The organism is Sphingomonas arabinosi (genome assembly GCF_036663715.1).
Classification (GTDB): Bacteria; Pseudomonadota; Alphaproteobacteria; order Sphingomonadales; family Sphingomonadaceae; genus Sphingomonas.
In genome coordinates, this window is the sequence record NZ_JAXOJN010000006.1 from 172,692 (window position 1) to 190,728 (window position 18,037).

Annotated in this window: 11 protein-coding genes; 9 read left to right on the forward strand and 2 right to left on the reverse strand. The window is 67.1% G+C overall.

The genetic code is table 11. The features are described 5' to 3' along the window. The first annotated feature begins 83 nt into the window (after positions 1-83). From U1708_RS12110 to U1708_RS12150, 9 genes are all read left to right on the forward strand, one after another. Positions 84-1,745, forward strand: coding sequence for a carboxylesterase/lipase family protein (locus U1708_RS12110; RefSeq protein WP_332746021.1), 1,662 nt, complete (start codon positions 84-86; stop codon positions 1,743-1,745). A gap of 34 nt (positions 1,746-1,779) precedes the next feature. Further along, on the forward strand, positions 1,780-2,700 hold the full coding sequence (locus U1708_RS12115) for an alpha/beta hydrolase (protein WP_332746024.1): 921 nt from the start codon (positions 1,780-1,782) through the stop codon (positions 2,698-2,700). 23 nt (positions 2,701-2,723) lie between these two features. Continuing rightward, complete coding sequence (locus U1708_RS12120; RefSeq protein WP_332746026.1) at positions 2,724-3,458, forward strand: acetylxylan esterase; 735 nt, start codon at positions 2,724-2,726, stop codon at positions 3,456-3,458. 13 nt (positions 3,459-3,471) lie between these two features. After that, on the forward strand, positions 3,472-4,923 hold the full coding sequence (locus U1708_RS12125; RefSeq protein ID WP_332746028.1) for a family 43 glycosylhydrolase: 1,452 nt from the start codon (positions 3,472-3,474) through the stop codon (positions 4,921-4,923). Positions 4,924-5,110: 187 nt separating this feature from the next. Further along, complete coding sequence (locus U1708_RS12130) at positions 5,111-6,649, forward strand: alpha-N-arabinofuranosidase (RefSeq protein WP_443030044.1); 1,539 nt, start codon at positions 5,111-5,113, stop codon at positions 6,647-6,649. A gap of 7 nt (positions 6,650-6,656) precedes the next feature. After that, positions 6,657-9,005, forward strand: coding sequence for a glycoside hydrolase family 95 protein (locus U1708_RS12135; protein WP_332746030.1), 2,349 nt, complete (start codon positions 6,657-6,659; stop codon positions 9,003-9,005). Continuing rightward, the gene (locus U1708_RS12140; protein WP_332746033.1) at positions 9,002-10,666 is read left to right on the forward strand and encodes a GH39 family glycosyl hydrolase; all 1,665 of its coding nucleotides are present in this window, start codon (positions 9,002-9,004) and stop codon (positions 10,664-10,666) included. Before U1708_RS12135 ends, U1708_RS12140 begins: the two co-directional genes overlap by 4 nt. A gap of 30 nt (positions 10,667-10,696) precedes the next feature. Further along, positions 10,697-11,758 (forward strand): alpha/beta hydrolase, encoded by a 1,062-nt coding sequence (locus U1708_RS12145; RefSeq protein WP_332746035.1) that lies wholly within the window; start codon positions 10,697-10,699, stop codon positions 11,756-11,758. Positions 11,759-11,766: 8 nt separating this feature from the next. After that, positions 11,767-13,320 carry a glycoside hydrolase family 43 protein gene (locus U1708_RS12150; RefSeq protein WP_332746037.1) on the forward strand — a complete coding sequence of 518 codons (1,554 nt, stop codon included), beginning with the start codon at positions 11,767-11,769 and terminating at the stop codon, positions 13,318-13,320. A 132-nt stretch (positions 13,321-13,452) separates the two neighbouring features. Here the strand turns inward: U1708_RS12150 and U1708_RS12155 are convergent, their stop codons facing one another. Then, positions 13,453-15,363: an NPCBM/NEW2 domain-containing protein gene (locus U1708_RS12155; protein ID WP_332746226.1), complete on the reverse strand. Its 1,911-nt coding sequence runs from the start codon at positions 15,361-15,363 to the stop codon at positions 13,453-13,455. Positions 15,364-15,368: 5 nt separating this feature from the next. Next, the gene (locus tag U1708_RS12160; protein WP_332746039.1) at positions 15,369-18,029 is read right to left on the reverse strand and encodes a glycoside hydrolase family 3 C-terminal domain-containing protein; all 2,661 of its coding nucleotides are present in this window, start codon (positions 18,027-18,029) and stop codon (positions 15,369-15,371) included. Positions 18,030-18,037 lie beyond the last annotated feature (8 nt).

Consider the following 18,037-nt stretch of genomic DNA (forward strand, 5'->3'; position numbering starts at 1 on the left):
TACAAGGACGCAAAGGGCACGCGACGATTCCGGTTTCGGAACGTCGGAGAACAGCCTGCACGCAGTCCGATAGGGAGAAGAGGATGACCGGGCCAACCGTCGATCGTCGTCGTGCGATGCTTGCATCGCTCGCCACCGGAGCGGGGCTGATGCTGCCCGCGATCGGTAGCGCGCGTGCTGCTCCTGCGTCATCCACATCGCGCACCGGCACCGGCACTTGTTCCACGCCGCAATCGGCGATCGCGCGCACGCAATACGGACCGGTTCGCGGCTATGTCTCGGACGGCGTCTACACTTTCAAAGGCGTGCCCTACGGCGCGGATACCGGCGGCGAGAATCGCTGGCTGCCGGCCAAGCCGCCGCAGCGCTGGACCGAGACGCGCGACACGCTCTCCTACGGCGCGAATTGCCCGCAGACGCTCCACGATTTCAGTGCGGTCGAGCACACGTTCCTCCAGCAATGGACCGATGGGTTCGTCGGCGAGGACATGCTGAAGCTGAACATCTGGACGCCGTCGCTGTCGGGCAAGCGGCCGGTGATGGTGTATTTTCACGGCGGCGGGTTCGCGTTCGGATCGTCGTACGAACTCGCCTCGCATGACGGCGCGCAGATGGCGCGGCATCACGACGTGGTGCAGGTGTCGATCAACCACCGGCTGAACGTGCTTGGGTTCCTCGACCTGACCGAAGTCGGCGGCGCGGCGTATGACGAGTCGGTCAACGTCAGCATGACCGATTGCGTCGCGGCGTTGCGCTGGGTCCGCGAGAACATCGCGCGGTTCGGCGGCGATCCCGACACCGTGATGATCTACGGCCAGTCGGGCGGCGGATCGAAGGTGACGACGTTGCTCGGGATGGCGACCGGCAAGGGCCTGATCCACCGCGCGGCGGTGCAATCGGGCGGCGGTGGTTCGTTGCCGACCGCCGAACAGTCGCGCGATTTCTCGCGGCGCGTGCTGCGCGAACTGAACATCGGGCCGAAGGACATTGGTGCGCTCCAGCGGATCGCGTGGAAGCCTCTGTTCGACGCGGGCAACAAGGTCGCGACCGAGATCAACGGGCCGCGCGGGCCGATGGGGCCTTCGCTGACGCCGCGCGTGGGCTGGAACCCGACGCTCGACGGCAAGGTGATCGACGTCCGGTCGTACTCGGACATCGCGCCCGAGGTTTCCCGCGACGTGCCGGTGATGATCGGCAACGTCAGCGAAGAGGGCATGCGCTGGGGCTATAACCCGAGCGAGGCGCAGTGGCGGACCGATCTCACCGCGCAGATGGGCGACGATAAGGCGGGGCGGCTGATTGCCACGATGAAGCAGGCGCACCCGGAAAAGGCGGTGCGGACGTTGGCGTACGGGGTGCAGGGCTTGCAGAATCGCAACCGCGTGCAGGACATGGTGCGGCTGAAGCATGCGCAGCGCGGCGCGCCCGTGTACCAATATCTGTTCCAGTGGCAGTCGCCGCAATTGGGCGGCGTAGCCGGCGCGTGGCACACCGCCGACCTCGCCTTCTGCTTCGACAACACCGCGCTCTGCGATCAGGGCACGGGCAATACGCCCGAAGCGCAGCGCGTCGCGCGGACGATGTCGACCGCGTGGGCGAACTTCGCGCGGACCGGCAATCCGAGCCAGCCGGGCCTGAGCTGGACGCCGACCGATCCGCAGCGCTGCCAGACGATGGTGTTCGATACGACGAGCCGCATGGTCGACGATCCCGAGGGGGCCGCGCGGCGTATCCTGCTGTCGTGAGCGTTGGTTTGACGGGTAATTTGGGGTGAGTGCGATGCGCTGGACGATCGGAATGGGACTGTTGGCGAGCGCGCTGGCGCTGGCCACGCCGGTGCTGGCGCAGGACGCGCGGATGACCGCAACGGCGGCTCCGGCCGAGCCGAGTGCGATCCCGCTCAACACCGGCGGCGTGAAGGGACAGGCTGCGCCCGAGGCGTGGTTCCAGCAGTACGGCGTCGCGATGACGCGCAACGTCACGGCCGCGACGCTGACGCCGTTCCTGCCCGATCCGGCCAAGGCGACGGGGGCGGCGGTGATCGTCGCGCCGGGCGGCGGCTTCTTGATGCTGTCGATGGAGAACGAGGGCTGGCGCGTGGCGAAGGCGCTCGCCGATCGAGGTATCGCGGCGTTCGTGCTGAAATATCGGTTGAAGCCGACGCCGGCGGACATGGGCGGGTTCGAGCGGTCGGTCACGGCGATGTTCGCCGGTGCCGCGCAGCCGCAGCGACGGATGAGTCCGGACGAGGCGATCGCCGGGCTTAGCGACCAGATCGCCGATGCACGCGCGGCCGTCGCTCTGGTGAGGGCGCGCGCGACCGAGTGGAAGATCGATCCCGCCCGCGTCGGCATGGTCGGTTTTTCGGCGGGCGCTATGACGACGATGGCGACCGCGCTGGCCGCGCCCGACACGCATCTCGCCTTCATCGCGCCGATCTATGGATCGATGGAGGCGGTGAAGGTGCCGGCCGACGCGCCGTCGCTGTTCGCGGTGCTTGCCGCCGACGATCCGCTGTTCGCGAACAAGGGATTCGGCCTGATCGAGTCCTGGCAGAAGGCCGGGAAGCCGGTCGAGTTCCACCTTTACCAGGCGGGCGGCCACGGCTTCGGGCTGGGCAAGAAGGGCACGACCAGCACCGGCTGGTTCGAGGATTTCATGCACTGGCTCGATGCGAACGGCGTGCTCGTGCGGCGATGAATAAGATGCAGGGGGAGACGGGTATGACGCGCTTCACGAGGGTTAGGGCGATCGGGCTGCGGGCGGTGCCGCTGTTGGCGCTGGGTGCGCTAGCCGGAATGTCGTCCGGCGCGAACGGACAGGATGCGGCGACGGCGCCGGGTCTCGCGCCGTATTTCGAGCCGGTGACGCAAGGCGCCACCACGCCAGACAGTGACGGGTTCCTGCGGCGCTGGCTGTTGCTCGAGCCGATCGACAAGCCCAACCGCAGCAATACAGGCTTCACCGCCACGTATGTCCGGCAGGCGCTGACCACGCAGTATTTCCCCGGCCAGTTCACCGCGATCCCGCGCGACGGGCAGGTGGTAAAGGCCCAGATGGTAAAGGGGGGACAACCGCTACGCTGGCATGCGCTCGACTCGGGGGCGTTCAACGTCAAGCTGTTCAGCTTCGCCAAGGGCCTCGGCAAGCCGACTTACGGCGTGATCTTCTGGGCGGTGACGATCGTCGACAGCCCGCGCGAGATGCGGGACGTGCGGCTGGCGGTCGGGTCGAATTCGGCGTCGATCTGGTGGCTGAACGGCAAGGAGACGGCCGGGCTGTTCAACGATCGCCGCATGGTGATGGACGACGTGCTGTCGGACCGCGTGACGCTGCGCAAGGGCCGCAACGTCCTGCGCGGTGCAGTGATCAACGGTCCCGGTCTGAGCGATTTCTGCGTGCGCTTCGTCGACGAGGCCGGCCGGCCGATCACCGACCTCAAAACCGATGTCCGCTAGCATGGAGACCCTCATGACGCGTGTTGCCGCCGCCGCTCTCGGTCTGTCCGTGATCCTCGCCGCCGGGACGTCGCCCGCCGTCGCGCAGTTGCAGGGCGAGACGTTCATCCACGACCCGTCGACGGTCACCGAGTCCGACGGCAAATACTACACGTTCGGCACGCGCGGCGGGGGCCTGGTCTCCGACGACGGCTGGACGTGGCGGAGCGGGCCCGAGCGTCCCGGCGGCGGCGTCGCGCCCGATGTGATCAAGATCGGCGAGCGCTATTACGTCGCCTATGCGGTCGGTGGAGGCGGGATGTCCGGCGGGCATGCGAGCCAGGTCAAGATCATGTGGACGCTGTCGCTAGATCCGAAATCGCCGCGGTTCAAATATCACGACGTCGGCGTGGTCGCGTCGAGCGACGGGGTGGAGACGGTCGACGCGATCGACCCTGCATTCCTGTACGTCGATGGCCGTCTGTGGCTGACTTACGGCACCTATTTCGGGCCGATCCGCATCATCGAACTCGATCCCAAGACGGGCTTGCGCGTCGCGGGCAACCAGCCGGTCGACGTCGCGATCGACATGGAAGCCACCGCGATGATGCACCGCGACGGCTGGTATTACCTGCTCGGCACGCACGGGACGTGCTGCGACGGCCCCAATTCGACCTATCATATCCGCGTCGGCCGATCGCGCAGTCCGCTCGGGCCGTATGTCGATCACATGGGGACGCCGCTGCTCCGCGGCGGCGGCAAGCTGGTCGTCAGCGCCCGCGGTCGCAACATCGGCCCGGGCCATTTCGGGCTGATCGAGCTGGATGGCGGCGTCGAGAAATTCTCGATGCACTATGAGGCGGACATGGATCGCAGCGGCCGTAGCGTGCTGGGGATCGAACCGCTCCGCTGGACCGACGGCTGGCCGGTCGCCGGCGAGAACGTGGTCCCCGGCACCTATGAAGTTGCCTCCGAACGCAGCGGTTACGCGCTGGGCCTCGCGACCGATGTCGTAAGGATCGCGTTCGACCCCCGCCGCAGCTTCATGGCCAAGCCGACCGACCCGGTCAGCCCGATCCCCGACCAGACATTGGCACAGGATTCGGCGGGCTGGCCGCAGGGCCGCATCCGCGTCGATCTTGCCGACTATATGAACCGGCCACACCAATTGTGGACGATCGCGCCGGCGGCGGATGCCGGCGGGTATTTCGGTGCGCCCTATTACACGATCACGATTGCTGGGACGACGCGGGTGCTCGCGGCGACCGGGCAAGGCGAGGTCGAGACGGTCCCTGCGTTCAACGGCGCGGCCGATCAATTGTGGCGGATCGATCAGCTGACCGACGGCACCTACCGGATCATGCCGAAGTCCGTACCGGGTGGCCGGGCAGGTCTGGCGCTGGTCGCGATCGGCGCGAGTACCCCGACGCTAGCCAAGTTCGATCTGGCCAGCCCCGCCGGGCGCTGGACCTTCAAGCGACCGTAGTCGATCTCGGCTGACGTTGACGCCGGCCGAGATTGAACTACTCCTACAAGTATCGAAAAGATGGGGCTGCCTCATGGTGGCCGAAAGGGAGAGTATGGACCTGTTCACGCAACGCACTTCACAGTTGGGTTCCGGCCAGACGCGCGGCCTCAAGCGCGCGCTCGCCGCGCTGACGTTCGCGCCGCTGATGCTGGCGGGTGCTGGCTTCGCGACGTTGGCCGTTGCGCAGGATATGGCGGCACCGACCGTGACCGCGACGTTGCAGGCGGACAAGCCGGGTCCGGTCGTCCACCGCGACGTATTCGGGCAGTTCGCCGAGCATCTCGGCCATGGCATCTATGGCGGGATCTGGGTGGGCAAGGGCTCGCGCATTCCCAATGACGGCGGCTATCGCCGTGACGTTCTGGACGCGCTGAAGGCGATCAACGTGCCGATGGTGCGCTGGCCCGGCGGGTGCTTCGCGGACGAATATCATTGGAGGGACGGTATCGGCGCGACCAAGAGCCGCCCGACCAAGGTCAACACCAACTGGGGCGGCGTCAACGAGGACAACAGCTTCGGCACGCATGAATATTTCGGGCTGATGGACCGTCTTGGCGCGAGCACCTACGTCTCCGCCAACGTCGGCAGCGCACCGCCCGCCGAGACCGCGCAATGGGTTGAATACATGACCGCGGCGAAAGGCACGACCGTGCTGGCCAAGGAGCGCGAGCGCAACGGCCATGCCGCGCCGTGGAAGATCCAGTATCTCGGCATCGGCAACGAGCTGTGGGGCTGTGGCGGCAACATGCGCGCCGAATATGCCGCCGACCTGACCAACCGCTATGCGCAGTTCGCCAAGTCCGCGAACGGCACGATGCTGAAGATCGCCAGCGGCCCGAGCGACTCCAACTACGAGTGGACCGAGGCGATGATGCGGATCGCCGGCAAGAACATCGATGGGCTTGCGCTGCACTATTATACGCGGCCGCGCGACAAGGACTGGAAGGACAAGGGCGCGGCGATCGGCTTCCCGGAGCGCGAATGGGCGAGCACCATGTCGCACACGCTGGAGATGGAGGAATTCATCACCAAGCATTCGGCGATCATGGACAAATACGATCCCGCCAAGCGCGTGATGCTCGCGGTCGACGAATGGGGCACGTGGTACGATCCGACGCCGGGCAGCAATCCGGGTTTCCTCGAGCAGCAAAACTCGCTGCGCGATGCGGTGGTCGCCGGGCTCAATCTCAATATCTTTGCGCATCATGCCGACCGGGTGAAGATGGCGGCGATCGCGCAGATGGTGAACGTGTTGCAGGCAATGCTGCTCACCGACGGCGCGCGGATGGTGAAAACGCCGACCTATTGGGTGTTCGACCTCTACAAGCCGTGGCAGGGCGCGACGTCGTTGCCGATCCAGGTGACTTCGCCCTGGTATCACAAGGACGAGGTAGCGGTGCCTGCGGTAAGTGCGTCCGCGGTGCGCGACACGGCGGGGCAGGTGCATGTCGCGCTGGTCAATCTCGATCCCAACCGCGCGATGCCGGTGTCAATATCGCTTGCCGGGTTGCAGGCGACGCAGGCCAGCGGGCGGATCATCACCGGCACCGCGATGGACGCGCATAACAGCTTCGATGCGCCTGACGTGGTGACGCCGCAGCCATTCACGGGCGCGCAAGTGACGGGTGGTAATCTGACGCTCACGGTGCCGGCGAAGTCCGTGCTGGTGCTCGACCTGCGCTGATCGGGCGATGACCGTCGAACCCACGCGGCGCGACATGCTGGAAGGGGCAGCGGCGGTCGCCGTCGCTGCCCTTGCCGGGTCTGCGCCGGGACAGGCGTGGGCGGCGGCATCGGCGGACGGTCCGCGACTCTGGTATCGGCAGCCGGCGGTTGCCTGGACGGAGGCGTTACCGGTCGGCAATGGCCGGCTGGGCGCGATGGTGTTCGGTGGGACCGCGAGCGAGCGGTTGCAGCTGAATGAGGATACCTTGTGGACGGGCGGGCCGTATGATCCGGTCAACCCGGCAGCGCGCGGAGCGCTTCCCGAGGTGCGGCGATTGATCGACGCGGGCAAGTTTGCGGAGGCGCAGGCGCTGGCGAACGCGCAGGTCATGGGACTGCCCAAGACGCAGATGGCGTATCAGCCGGTCGGCGACCTGCTGCTGGAAATGCCCGGCGTGTCGGGCGCGGTCGGGGACTATGTCCGGCAGCTCGATCTCGATGCTGCGGTTGCGACCACGAGTTTCACGATGGACGGTACGCGGTTTCGTCGCGACGTGTTCGCGTCGCCGGGGGATCAGGTGATCGCGGTGCATTTGGTCGGCGATCGGCCGTTCGACCTGCTGGTGGGGTTCCAATCCCCGCAGCTTGGTGCCAGCGTTTCGATCGACGGTGCGACGGTGACGCTGGCCGGACATAATGGCGAGCGGGCGGGGATTGCGGGACAGTTGCGCTTCGCCGCGCGGGCGCGGGTCTCGACGGTGGGCGGTGTCGTCTCGACGGACGGCAGCCGGGTTCGCGTTACGGGGGCACGCGCGATCACTGTGTTGGTGGCGATGGCGACCAGCTATCGCCGGTTCGACGACGTGAGCGGCAACCCGGAAGCCGCGACGCTTGCCACGCTCGATCGTGCCAGCCGGCGCGGCATCGACCGTATCCGTGCCGAGACGAGCGCAGCGCATCGCGCGCTGTTCCGCCGGGTGACGCTCGATCTCGGCCGTACGGCGGCGGCCGACAAGCCGACCGACGAGCGGGTCCGTGCCGATCGCGCCGGTGACGATCCGGCACTGGCGACGCTGTATTTCGATTACGGCCGGTATCTGCTCATCGCTTCGTCGCGGCCGGGGACGCAGCCGGCGAACCTCCAGGGTATCTGGAACGACGCGATCAAGCCGCCGTGGGAATCCAAATACACGGTCAACATCAATACCGAGATGAATTACTGGCCGGCGGAGGTAACCGCGCTGGCCGAGTGTACCGCGCCGCTGGTGCAGATGGTGCGCGAACTGGCGGTCACTGGCGAACGCACCGCGCGGACGATGTACGGTGCGCGTGGGTGGGTGTGTCATCACAACACCGATCTGTGGCGCGCGACGGCGCCGATCGACGGGGCGCAATGGGGGCTGTGGCCGACCGGCGGCGCGTGGTTGTGCACGCATTTGTGGGATCGCTACGATTATGGGCGCGACCTCGGCTATCTGCGGTCAGTCTATCCGCTGATGCGCGGGGCGGCGTTGTTCTTTCTCGACACGCTCCAGACCGATCCGGCGACCGGTGCGCTGGTGACCAACCCGTCGCTGTCGCCCGAGAACATCCATCCGGCGGGCGCATCGATCTGCGCGGGGCCGGCAATGGACATGCAGATCCTGCGCGATCTGTTCGATCAGGTCGGGCAGGCGGCGGCGTTGCTGAAGATCGATGCGCCGTTTGCAGCGGAGGTGGCGGCGGCTCGCGCGCGGCTCGCACCCGATCACGTGGGCGCTCAGGGTCAGCTTCAGGAGTGGCAAAGCGACTGGGACGCGGCTGCGCCAGAACCGCATCACCGCCACGTTTCGCATTTGTATGGGCTGTTCCCGAGCGACCAGATCGATCTGGACCGTACGCCAGCACTGGCACAGGCGGCGCGGCGTTCGCTCGAACTGCGCGGCGACGAGTCCACCGGCTGGGCGACCGCGTGGCGCGCGAACCTGTGGGCGCGGCTGCGCGACGGCGATCACGCGCACCGTATCCTCGCGTTCCTGCTGGGGCCCGAGCGGACCTATCCCAATCTGTTCGACGCGCATCCGCCGTTCCAGATCGACGGTAATTTCGGCGGTACGCGCGCGATCGCCGAGATGCTGATGCAGAGCCGGGGCGACGAGATACTGCTGCTGCCGGCACTGCCGAGAGCATGGCCTGCGGGGTCGGTAACCGGGCTGCGCGCACGGGGTAGGTGTTCGGTCGATCTGCGCTGGCAGGGCGGCGAACTGGTCGAGGCAGTGGTCCGTGGCGAGATATCGGGGCGTCGCGTGATCCGGCTGGGTACGCGGCGCGTCGAGATCGATCTGGTGCCGGGCAAGATCGTCCGTCTTGGCGGAGAAGGAATGGTGCGGACATGACGCGACGTGCAATGATGGCCACTGCGGCCCTGGCGCTCTTGACTACGGGATCATCGGGTGCGGCTCCACCCGATCCCCCGGCGGCTCGGATCGTGCATGTCACCGTGGACGCCGCGCGCGTCACCACGCCGTTGCCGCCGATCTGGCGCTTCTTCGGTGCGGACGAGCCCAATTATGCGACCCTGCCGGAGGGGCGGCGGCTACTCGTCGAACTGGGGCGGTTGCGGCCGGATAATGTGTATTTCCGCGCGCACAATTTGCTCACCACCGGCGACGGCACCCCCGATTTCAAATGGGGCAGCACGAACGCCTATACCGAACGCGACGGCCAGCCCGTGTACGACTGGACGATCGTCGACCGGATCATCGACACGTATCGCGCGGCCGGCATCCATCCGTATCTCGAGATCGGCTTTATGCCGGAGGCGCTAAGTGCTGCACCGAAGGGTACGCCGTATCGCCTGCCCTGGGCGCCGGGGGTGGACGACAAGGGAAAGACTGCCGGTTGGACCTATCCGCCACGTGATCAGCGGCGTTGGGCGGATCTCGTTTATCGCTGGACGCAGCACAACGTCGAGCGTTACGGCCGTGCTGAAGTCGAGCGCTGGTATTTCCAGACCTGGAACGAGCCGAACCTCAGCTTCTACTGGAGCGCGGGTCCCGAGGAATTCTACCGGCTGCACGACGTCACGGTCGATGCGATCCGCCGCGCCTTGCCGACGGCGCGGGTCGGCGGACCGGATCTCGCCGGGTCCGGAGGCAGCTTCATGGACGGGTTCCTGAAGCATGTCGTGACCGGCACGAACTACGCGACCGGTCGCACCGGTACGCCGACCGACTTCCTATCGTTTCATGCCAAGGGTCAGCCGGTGCTGGTCGACGGGCATGTCCGCATGGGGATCGCCAACCAGTTGCGTACCGCCGACGAGGCGTTCGGCAAGTTCGCCGCGATACCCGCGCTCGCCGGCAAGCCGGTGGTGATCGGCGAGAACGATCCGGAAGGGTGCGCAGCGTGTCCGGGGCCCGCCAATGCGTATCGCAACGGGCCGCTGTACGCGAGCTACACCGCGGCGAGCTACGCGCGGCTCTGGGAACTGGCTCGACGGCGCGGGACGAAGCTGGAAGGTGCGCTGTCCTGGTCGTACACTTTCGTCGGTCAGCCCTGGTTCGCCGGGTATCGGCAGCTTGCCACCAACGGTGTCGATCTTGCGGTGATGAACGTGTTTCGGCTGTTCGCGCGGCTAGGTTCCGACAGCGTTGCGGCGAGCAGCGACGGGCAGATACCACTCGATGCGGTGCTGCGCGACGGTGTGCGCGGACCGGCCGACGTGGGCGTGATCGCGACGCGGGGTGCCGACCAGCGGGCCCAAGTGCTGCTGTGGAATTACTACGACGACGATGTGCCGGGTCCGGACGCGCAGATCGACCTCCGTGTTTCCGGGGTAGCGCCCGCTGCTGCCGGGCGAATGTGGCGCGTCGATCCTGCGCACGCCAACGCATTCGGCGCGTGGCAGGCGATGGGCTCCCCAGCCAAGCCGACTGTCGCGCAGATCGCGGCGCTAAAGCGTGCGTCGATGCTGGTGTCCGAGGACGTGCGCCTGAAAGACGGCAGGCTCAACCTGTCCTTGCCCCGCCAAGGCGTCGCGCTGGTCGAGTTCTAGGTGCGCGTGAACACGCAAAAGGGGATGTCCGTGAAGAAAGTTTTCGTCGCACTTGGTACCGCGTTGGCGATCCTGGCGACCGGTCCCGCTTCGGCGCAGGTCAAAACGCCGGGACCGCCGCCCGTCGCGGGTGCGCGGCCCGTGACGATCGAGCGGATCACCGTCCACTCGCCCGCGATCGAGGGTAATCTTGAAGGTGAAAGCCCGGATCGCGCGGTGCTGGTGGTCCTGCCGCCAAGCTATCGGGGCAACCCAAAGCAGCGCTATCCGGTGGTCTATGCGCTGCACGGCTATTCGATCGGCGTCGAACAGTGGATCGGCGAGATCCACGTGCCGCAGACGATCGAGGGCGCGTTCGCCAAGGGCGCGCGCGAGATGATCGTCGTGCTGCCCGACAGCAAGACCGCGCATAACGGGTCCTTCTATTCGAGTTCGGTGACGGTCGGCGACTTCGAGACGTTCGTCGCGCGCGATCTGGTCGGCTATGTCGACGGCCATTATCGGACGATCGCGGACCGTCGCAGCCGCGGGCTCGCGGGGCATTCGATGGGCGGCTACGGCACCGCGCGGATCGGCATGAAGCACCCGGACGTGTTCAGCGCTCTCTACATGATGAGCCCGTGCTGCCTCTCGACGCGTGCGCTCGGCACGCCCGATGCAACGACCGAGACGGCGATCCGCGCACTGCGCTCGCCGGCGGACAGCGCGACCTTGTCGTGGGGGCAGCGCGCGCAACTCGCGACGGCGGCGGCGTGGTCGCCCAATCCCAAGGCGCCGCCGCTGTATCTCAATTTGCCGGTCAAGGACGGCGTGCCGCAACCAGACGTGCTGGCGCGCTGGGCCGCCAATGCGCCGTTGGCGATGCTCGATCAGTATGTCGGCAATATGCGGCGTTATGCGGCGATCGGGATCGACGTCGGTGATCGGGACGGGCTGAAGGACGATGCCGGCAAGCTTCACGCAGCGCTGGACAGCTACGGGATTGCGAACAGCTTCGAGGTGTATCCGGGCGATCATACCAGCGGCGTCGCGGGGCGCGTGCAGGACAAGATGATGCCGTTCTTCTCGCGCACGCTGGCGTTCGGCGAGTGAGGGTCGGGTTGGCAATCGCGTTGGGGCTGATGGCGACGGTCGCATCGGCGCAGGTGTGGCGATCGGATCAGGGCGACGGGACTTTTCGCAATCCGGTTCTGTTCGCGGATTATCCTGACCCCGACATCATCCGCGTCGGCAGCGACTATTATTTCGCGACGACGACGTTCGCGAATACGCCCGGGATTACGATCCTGCACAGCCGCGATCTGGTGAACTGGACGCTCGCGTCGCACCTCGTCGATCGGCTGGAGGGCAAGCCCGAATACGACCTGAAGGGCGGCAACGCGTACCGGCACGGGCTCTACGCCTCGTCCTTACGCTACCACGCGGGCACCTATTATCTCGCCAATACGCCGGTCGGGCAGAAGACGCGGATCTGGTACGCAAAGGACGTGCGCGGGCCGTGGCGCTATCACGAACTGGAGCGCGAGGCGTTCGATCCGGGGCTGTTCATCGAGCAGGACGGGCGCGCGTATCTGGCGACCGCGAGTACCGCGGACGGGACGATTACGTTGCTGACGCTCGACAAGGCGCTGGCGCACGTCACCGCGTCGCAGAAGGTGCATTACATCAAGGGCGCGGAGGGATCGAAGATCATCCGGCGCGGCACGTATTACTACATGTTCAACGCGCTGCCGCCGCGGTTGGCGCTCAGCGTCTCGCGGTCGCGCAGCCTGTTCGGGCCGTGGGAAACGCGCGACCAGATCGACGACAAGACCGGCGGGCATCAGGGCGCGCTGGTCGACTTGCCCGATGGCCGATGGTTCGGTTTCGTGATGGAGGATAGCGGCGCGATCGGGCGGATGACGAACTTCAGCCCGGTGTTCTGGCAGGACGACTGGCCGGTATGGGGCACGCGCGAGGCACCCGGTCGCGTGCCGCGGCGTGCGGCCAAGCCGATCCCCGGCGGCGTCTTTGCGGAACCGGCGACGTCGGATGATTTCGGGAAGCGGACGCTCGGGTTGCAGTGGCAGTGGAACCACAATCCGGAGCCTTCGCGCTGGTCGCTGACCGAGCGAGCGGGGTGGTTGCGGTTAAAGCCGACGGTCGCGACCGGCTTCTGGAGTGCACGCAATACGCTGGTGCAGAAGGGGCAGGGGCCGGCGAGCCGGGGCGAGGTGAAGCTCGACATTCGCCATCTGGCGGCGGGGGATCGTTGCGGGTTCGGGACGTTCGGCCAGTTCAGCGGGAATATCACGGTACAGGGCGCCGCGGGTGGCACGGCGACGCTGGCGATGGAGGTGACCGAGGATACGGTCGATGGTGCGCGGACGGAAGTTCACGCCACTGCGCCGCTCGCGAAGGCTGATGCGCTGTGGTTACGGACCGATATGGACTTCACGACCGATCTTGCGCGGGTGGCGTATAGTGTGGACGGGCGGCACTGGACCGGGCTCGGAAGCGAATTCCCGCTGGCGTTCGCTTGGCGGACGGGGACGTTTCAAGGCGAGCAACTCGCGCTGTTTTGCTATGCGCCGACAGCTAGCCGGGGGTGGCTGGATGTCGATCGGTTCACGCTGTCGGCTTTGCCGCCGGCCAAGCCGGAGCGGGTACGTTAGCGTCGTTTCGACACCCTTCCGTTCGTGCTGAGCGAAGTCGAAGCACCGCTCCGAACGGGTGTTACACATGTGGATAGGGGCCCTTCGACTACGCTCAGGGCGAACGGGGGAAGGGGGCGGCCTACCCTGTCCCTATTTATAGAGCGCGGCTTCCGCCCAGATCGCAGGTTGCGGCGTCCCGGCGTTTGCAGCCGAGCCGCTCCCCCGCGCTACCAGTTCCACGATCCGCACCCCTGCGACCTTCGCCTCCAGCGGCGCAGCGGCCTCGCCGAACCCCATCGGCCGCGACTTGGCGAGCAGGCGACCGTCGCCCCAGACCTCGAACACGGTCGTGCCCGAGCGTGGCTGGCCGGAATCGTTGACGCCGACCTTGGCCGCGAACCGAGCGTAACCCTGGTTGCGGACTTCGAGGCGGGAGTTCGCCAGGACGCCGATCCCGGTGTCGAAGTCGGTGCCGGCCACCCTGAGCAATTTACCATACGGCGCGCGGTCGGCTTCGGCGCCGCCCCAACCACCATATTGCGGGTGTTCGCCGGGGCCTCGCGTGCCGGTCCACGGCGTGATGGACTGGTAGATCGTCGGATCGGGCTGCGGCACTACCACGCCGTCGGCCGCCGGATTGACGCGGCCGGTCTGCTCCGAAAGGTACAGCCCGCCCGGCAGGCGCCGCGTGCCGGTCGCGCGGAAGATCAGCGTTTCGTGCGGCGCTAGCGTCACCGCTACCTCCTTCCGAAAGCTCTGGCCCTTCTTGGTCCAGAGGTCCTTCAACCGCACGTCGGCGGTCGGCAGCATCTTGAGCTGTTCGGCGGTCAGCACGGCCTTGGCGGGCGACGCCGTGCGGTTGAACAATGCAACGCCCTTGCTGCCGTCGGCGAGTGTCTTGACGAAGGTCTGTACCTCGCCGGAATCATAGGCGAGCACCGCCTGGTTGCCGGCCGGATCCTGGTTCAGTGCGACGATGTCCGCGTTGCCGAAGATCGCGAGCAGGTCCGGCGTCAGTTTCCGCAGGTCGTAGCCGATGATCAGCGGCGAATTGACCATCGCCCATAGCGAGAAGTGCGATCGCGCCTCGGTCAGATGTGCTGCGTCGAAATCGCCGGTGCCGACGAACAGCATGTCGGGGTCGTTCCACGATCCCGGATGCGCATAGAGCGCGCGGTGCGTGACGGTGTCGAGGTTGGTGAGCATCCGCGGCCAGACCGGCTGGATATCGTCGCTGGTGCGCGAGGTATTGCCGACATCCTTGCCCCAGGCGCGTACGTCGCCCGCGCCCCACAGGCACAGCGAATAGACGTAGGGGCGGTCGCCGGCGTGCGTGTGCAGCGCGGTGTGGACCTGTTCGTAGAGGCCGCGAATGCCCGCGACGTCCGATCCGCCGAGCGACTGCATGTCGACCAGCGGCGTCAACGCGCGATAGAGACCCGACTTCACCCGCGGTGCGTCAGCCGGAAGGCCGCGCGCGCCGCAGCCATCGACCTTGATGAAATCGAAGTTCCATTCGGCAAAGAACAGACGGATGTCCTGATCGACATGACCGTACAGCCCGACCTCGCGCTCCGCGACGGTGCCCTCGGGCTGGTTCTTGAAATCGGGGGTGTAGATCTGGCCGCAGCTGTTGCGGCCGATGTCGGAATAGATCCCGGCCTTCAGTCCCATCGCGTGCAGCCGGTCGGTGAGCGGGCGGAAGCTGGTGTCCGCGCCGGTAGCGGCGGACGGGAAGTGGCTGGTGCGGATCAGCAGCCGCCCGTCGGGCTGGCGACGCTTCAGCCACCAGCCATCGTCGATGTTGACGTAGCGATAGCCGATGTCGCGCAGCTTGGTATCGACCAGCGCCTGTGCGGAGGCGAACACCTTCTCCTCGTCGACGTCGCTGTTGAAGGCGTTCCACGAGTTCCAGCCCATCGGCGGCACCGGTGCGGAGCCGTCGGTGTTGGCGCTCCACTTGCCGGTCGGCGTCAATGGGTCCGCGGCGGCTGCTGTTGCGGCTGCGAGCGGACCGCACAACGCGGCCAGCGCCACGCCGATCATCATCATCGATGGCATACGCTTCACTTCGGTAATTCCTTCGACTGGCGTGCGGTGAAGCGCGCGGATTGGACCGGCGCGCCGGTTCCCGGCTGGCCCGAGCCCACGGTGACGCGGTAGCTGCCCGCCGCGATCGAGCGCGTGCCATCTAAGGCCACCGAACTGAGATCGCGCGGCGACAGGTCGAAGGTGACGGTACGCGTCTCGCCGGGACGCAGCGCGACACGCTGGAAGCCGCGCAGTGCGATCCGCGGCGTGCCCGGCCGATCGGGGAAGTTCAGGTAAAGCTGCGCCACCTCTTCGCCCGGCCGTTCGCCCTGATTGGTCAGTCGCGTGGTGACGCGGATGCCGGCCTCGGCGCCGCCGCGTGCGGGAGTCACGGTCGGCGTAGTATAGCCGAACCGCGTGTAGCTGAGCCCGTGGCCGAACGGATAGACCGGCGTGCCCGCAAAGTAGCGATAAGTGCGGCCCTTCATCGCATAGTCGCCGAACGGCGGCAGGTCCGCGACGCTGCGGTAGAAGGTGAGCGGCAGGCGTCCCGACGGGTTGGTGCGGCCGGTAAGGATATTGGCTGTGGCGGTGCCGCCGGTCTCGCCCGGATACCAGGCCTCCAGCACGGCGGCGGCGTTGTCCTTCGCCCAGGCGAGGTTGATCGGGCTGCCGTTCATCGCCACGAGCACGATCGGCTTGCCGGTGGCTTTCGCCTGTTCCAGCATCGCGATCTGGTCCGCGGGCAGGTCCAGCGTGGTCTTGTCGCCGCCCGAGAAGCCCGGCACCGTCACGCCGGTCTCCTCCGCTTCCAGGTCCGAGGTGAGGCCGACGACCGCGACCAGCACGTCGGCGGCGGCCGCCGCGCGGCGAAGCTCGACGGACGGCGCATCCGACACCCGCTTCCACACCAGGTCGATCCCGCTGCCCTCGGCGCGGATCGCATAACGCCTGCCGCCTTCGAGCTTCAGCGTCGTCATACCGGGGAGGTCGTTCCAGCGCGCCTTGCGTCGGTCGGAGATCAGCCTGCCGTCGAGGGTGAGCATACCGCCCGAACCCGACAGCCCGACGCGGTAGGTGCCGCTTTCCGGTGGGACGATGAAGCCGGTCCATTCAGTGCGGTGGACGTCGGTCACCCGCGCGAGATCGAGGTTGCGGTCGCCGACATCGGGCTCGATCCGCGTGACCACCGGCTGGGTCTGATACTTGGCGGCGGCGACCAGTTTTTCGCGCGTACCCGGCGCGTATTGTGCGGGCATCGGCGTCGTCGGATTATAGTAGCGCGCAAGCAGGCCGGGCTTGCCGTCGGGCGTGAGCAATGCGGCGGTCGGTACGCGGTCGCCGTCCGTAACGGACTCCCCGAACGGCACGAGCGTGACCTGGCTCGCACCGAGCGCGGTCTTCAGCCCCTCCAGCACCGACACCGGCTGGCCCGACAGCGGCGACGAGTAATTGCCGCGCAGCACGCGCGTCGCATCGCCGAGCGGGCCGATCACGGCGAGCTTTACGCCGGGCTTGAGCGGCAGGATGCCATCGTTCTTGAGCAGCACCATCGATCGCTCGGCTGCAGCCAGCGCTAGTCGTCGATGCTCAGGAGCACCGACGACGCTGGTCGGCAATGCCTTGGGTGCGCCGGCAAGTCCGGACAGATCGCCGGTCCGGTAGCGTGCGGCGAACAGGCGGACGAGGCTCCGGTCGACGTCCGCCTCGGTGATCAGGTCGCGGCTGAGTGCCTCGCGGTACCGGGTCTCCAGGCCGGCAGTATCGCCCAGCGTCTCGCCGTTGCACTCGTTGTCCACGCCCGCGCGCATCGCGGCTGCGACCGCGGCGGCGCTGTCGGGGGCGTATTTATGGTTGTCCGCGATGTCCTTCACCGCGTCGCAGTCGGACACGACATAGCCCTTGAAGCCCCACGCCTCGCGCAAATGCTCCTTGAGCAACAGATCGCTGGCGCAGGCGGGCTGACCATCAATGCGGTTGTAGGCGCACATCACCGATGCCGCGCGCCCGTCGACCAAGGCGGCGCGGAAGGCGGGGAGGTAGGTGTCCTCCAGGTCGTGCGCGGAAACGAAGACGTTGGCGGAATGCCGCGTACCCTCGGGCCCGCTGTGCACCGCGAAATGCTTGGGCGTGGCGATCACCTGCGGGCGATCGGGGTTGGGACCCTGCATTCCGCGGACGAAGGCGACGCCCATCGCCGCGGTCAGGAACGGATCCTCGCCATACGTCTCCTGCCCGCGACCCCAGCGCGGATCCCGGAAGATGTTGATGTTGGGCGACCAGGTGTCGAGCCCGGTGCCGATATGCCCGTTCCTGCCGGTCTCGCGGCCGAGCGTGTGCAGCCCGCGCACCTCCTTGCTGATCGCGCCCGCGACGTCGTGGACGATCGGACCGTCGAAGGTCGCGGCAAGGCCGATCGGCTCGGGGAAGTTGGTGGTCGCGAGTGGCCCCAGCGCGCCGTGCAGCGACTCGGTCCACCAGTTGTACGCGGGCACGCCGAGCCGCGGAATGGCGGGCGCGACGTTGAGCAACTGTGGCAGCTTCTCGTCGAGGGTCATCCGCGCGACGATGGCGCGGGCCATCTGCTCGGCGGGGTCGCTTGCGGTCTGCTGGCTTGGGGGGGCCGCAGGCTCGCGAGCGAGCGCCGGCGAAAATGCGAGCGCGAGCCCTACCGTCGCGAGGGCTCTCGTCTTCATGGTCCTGC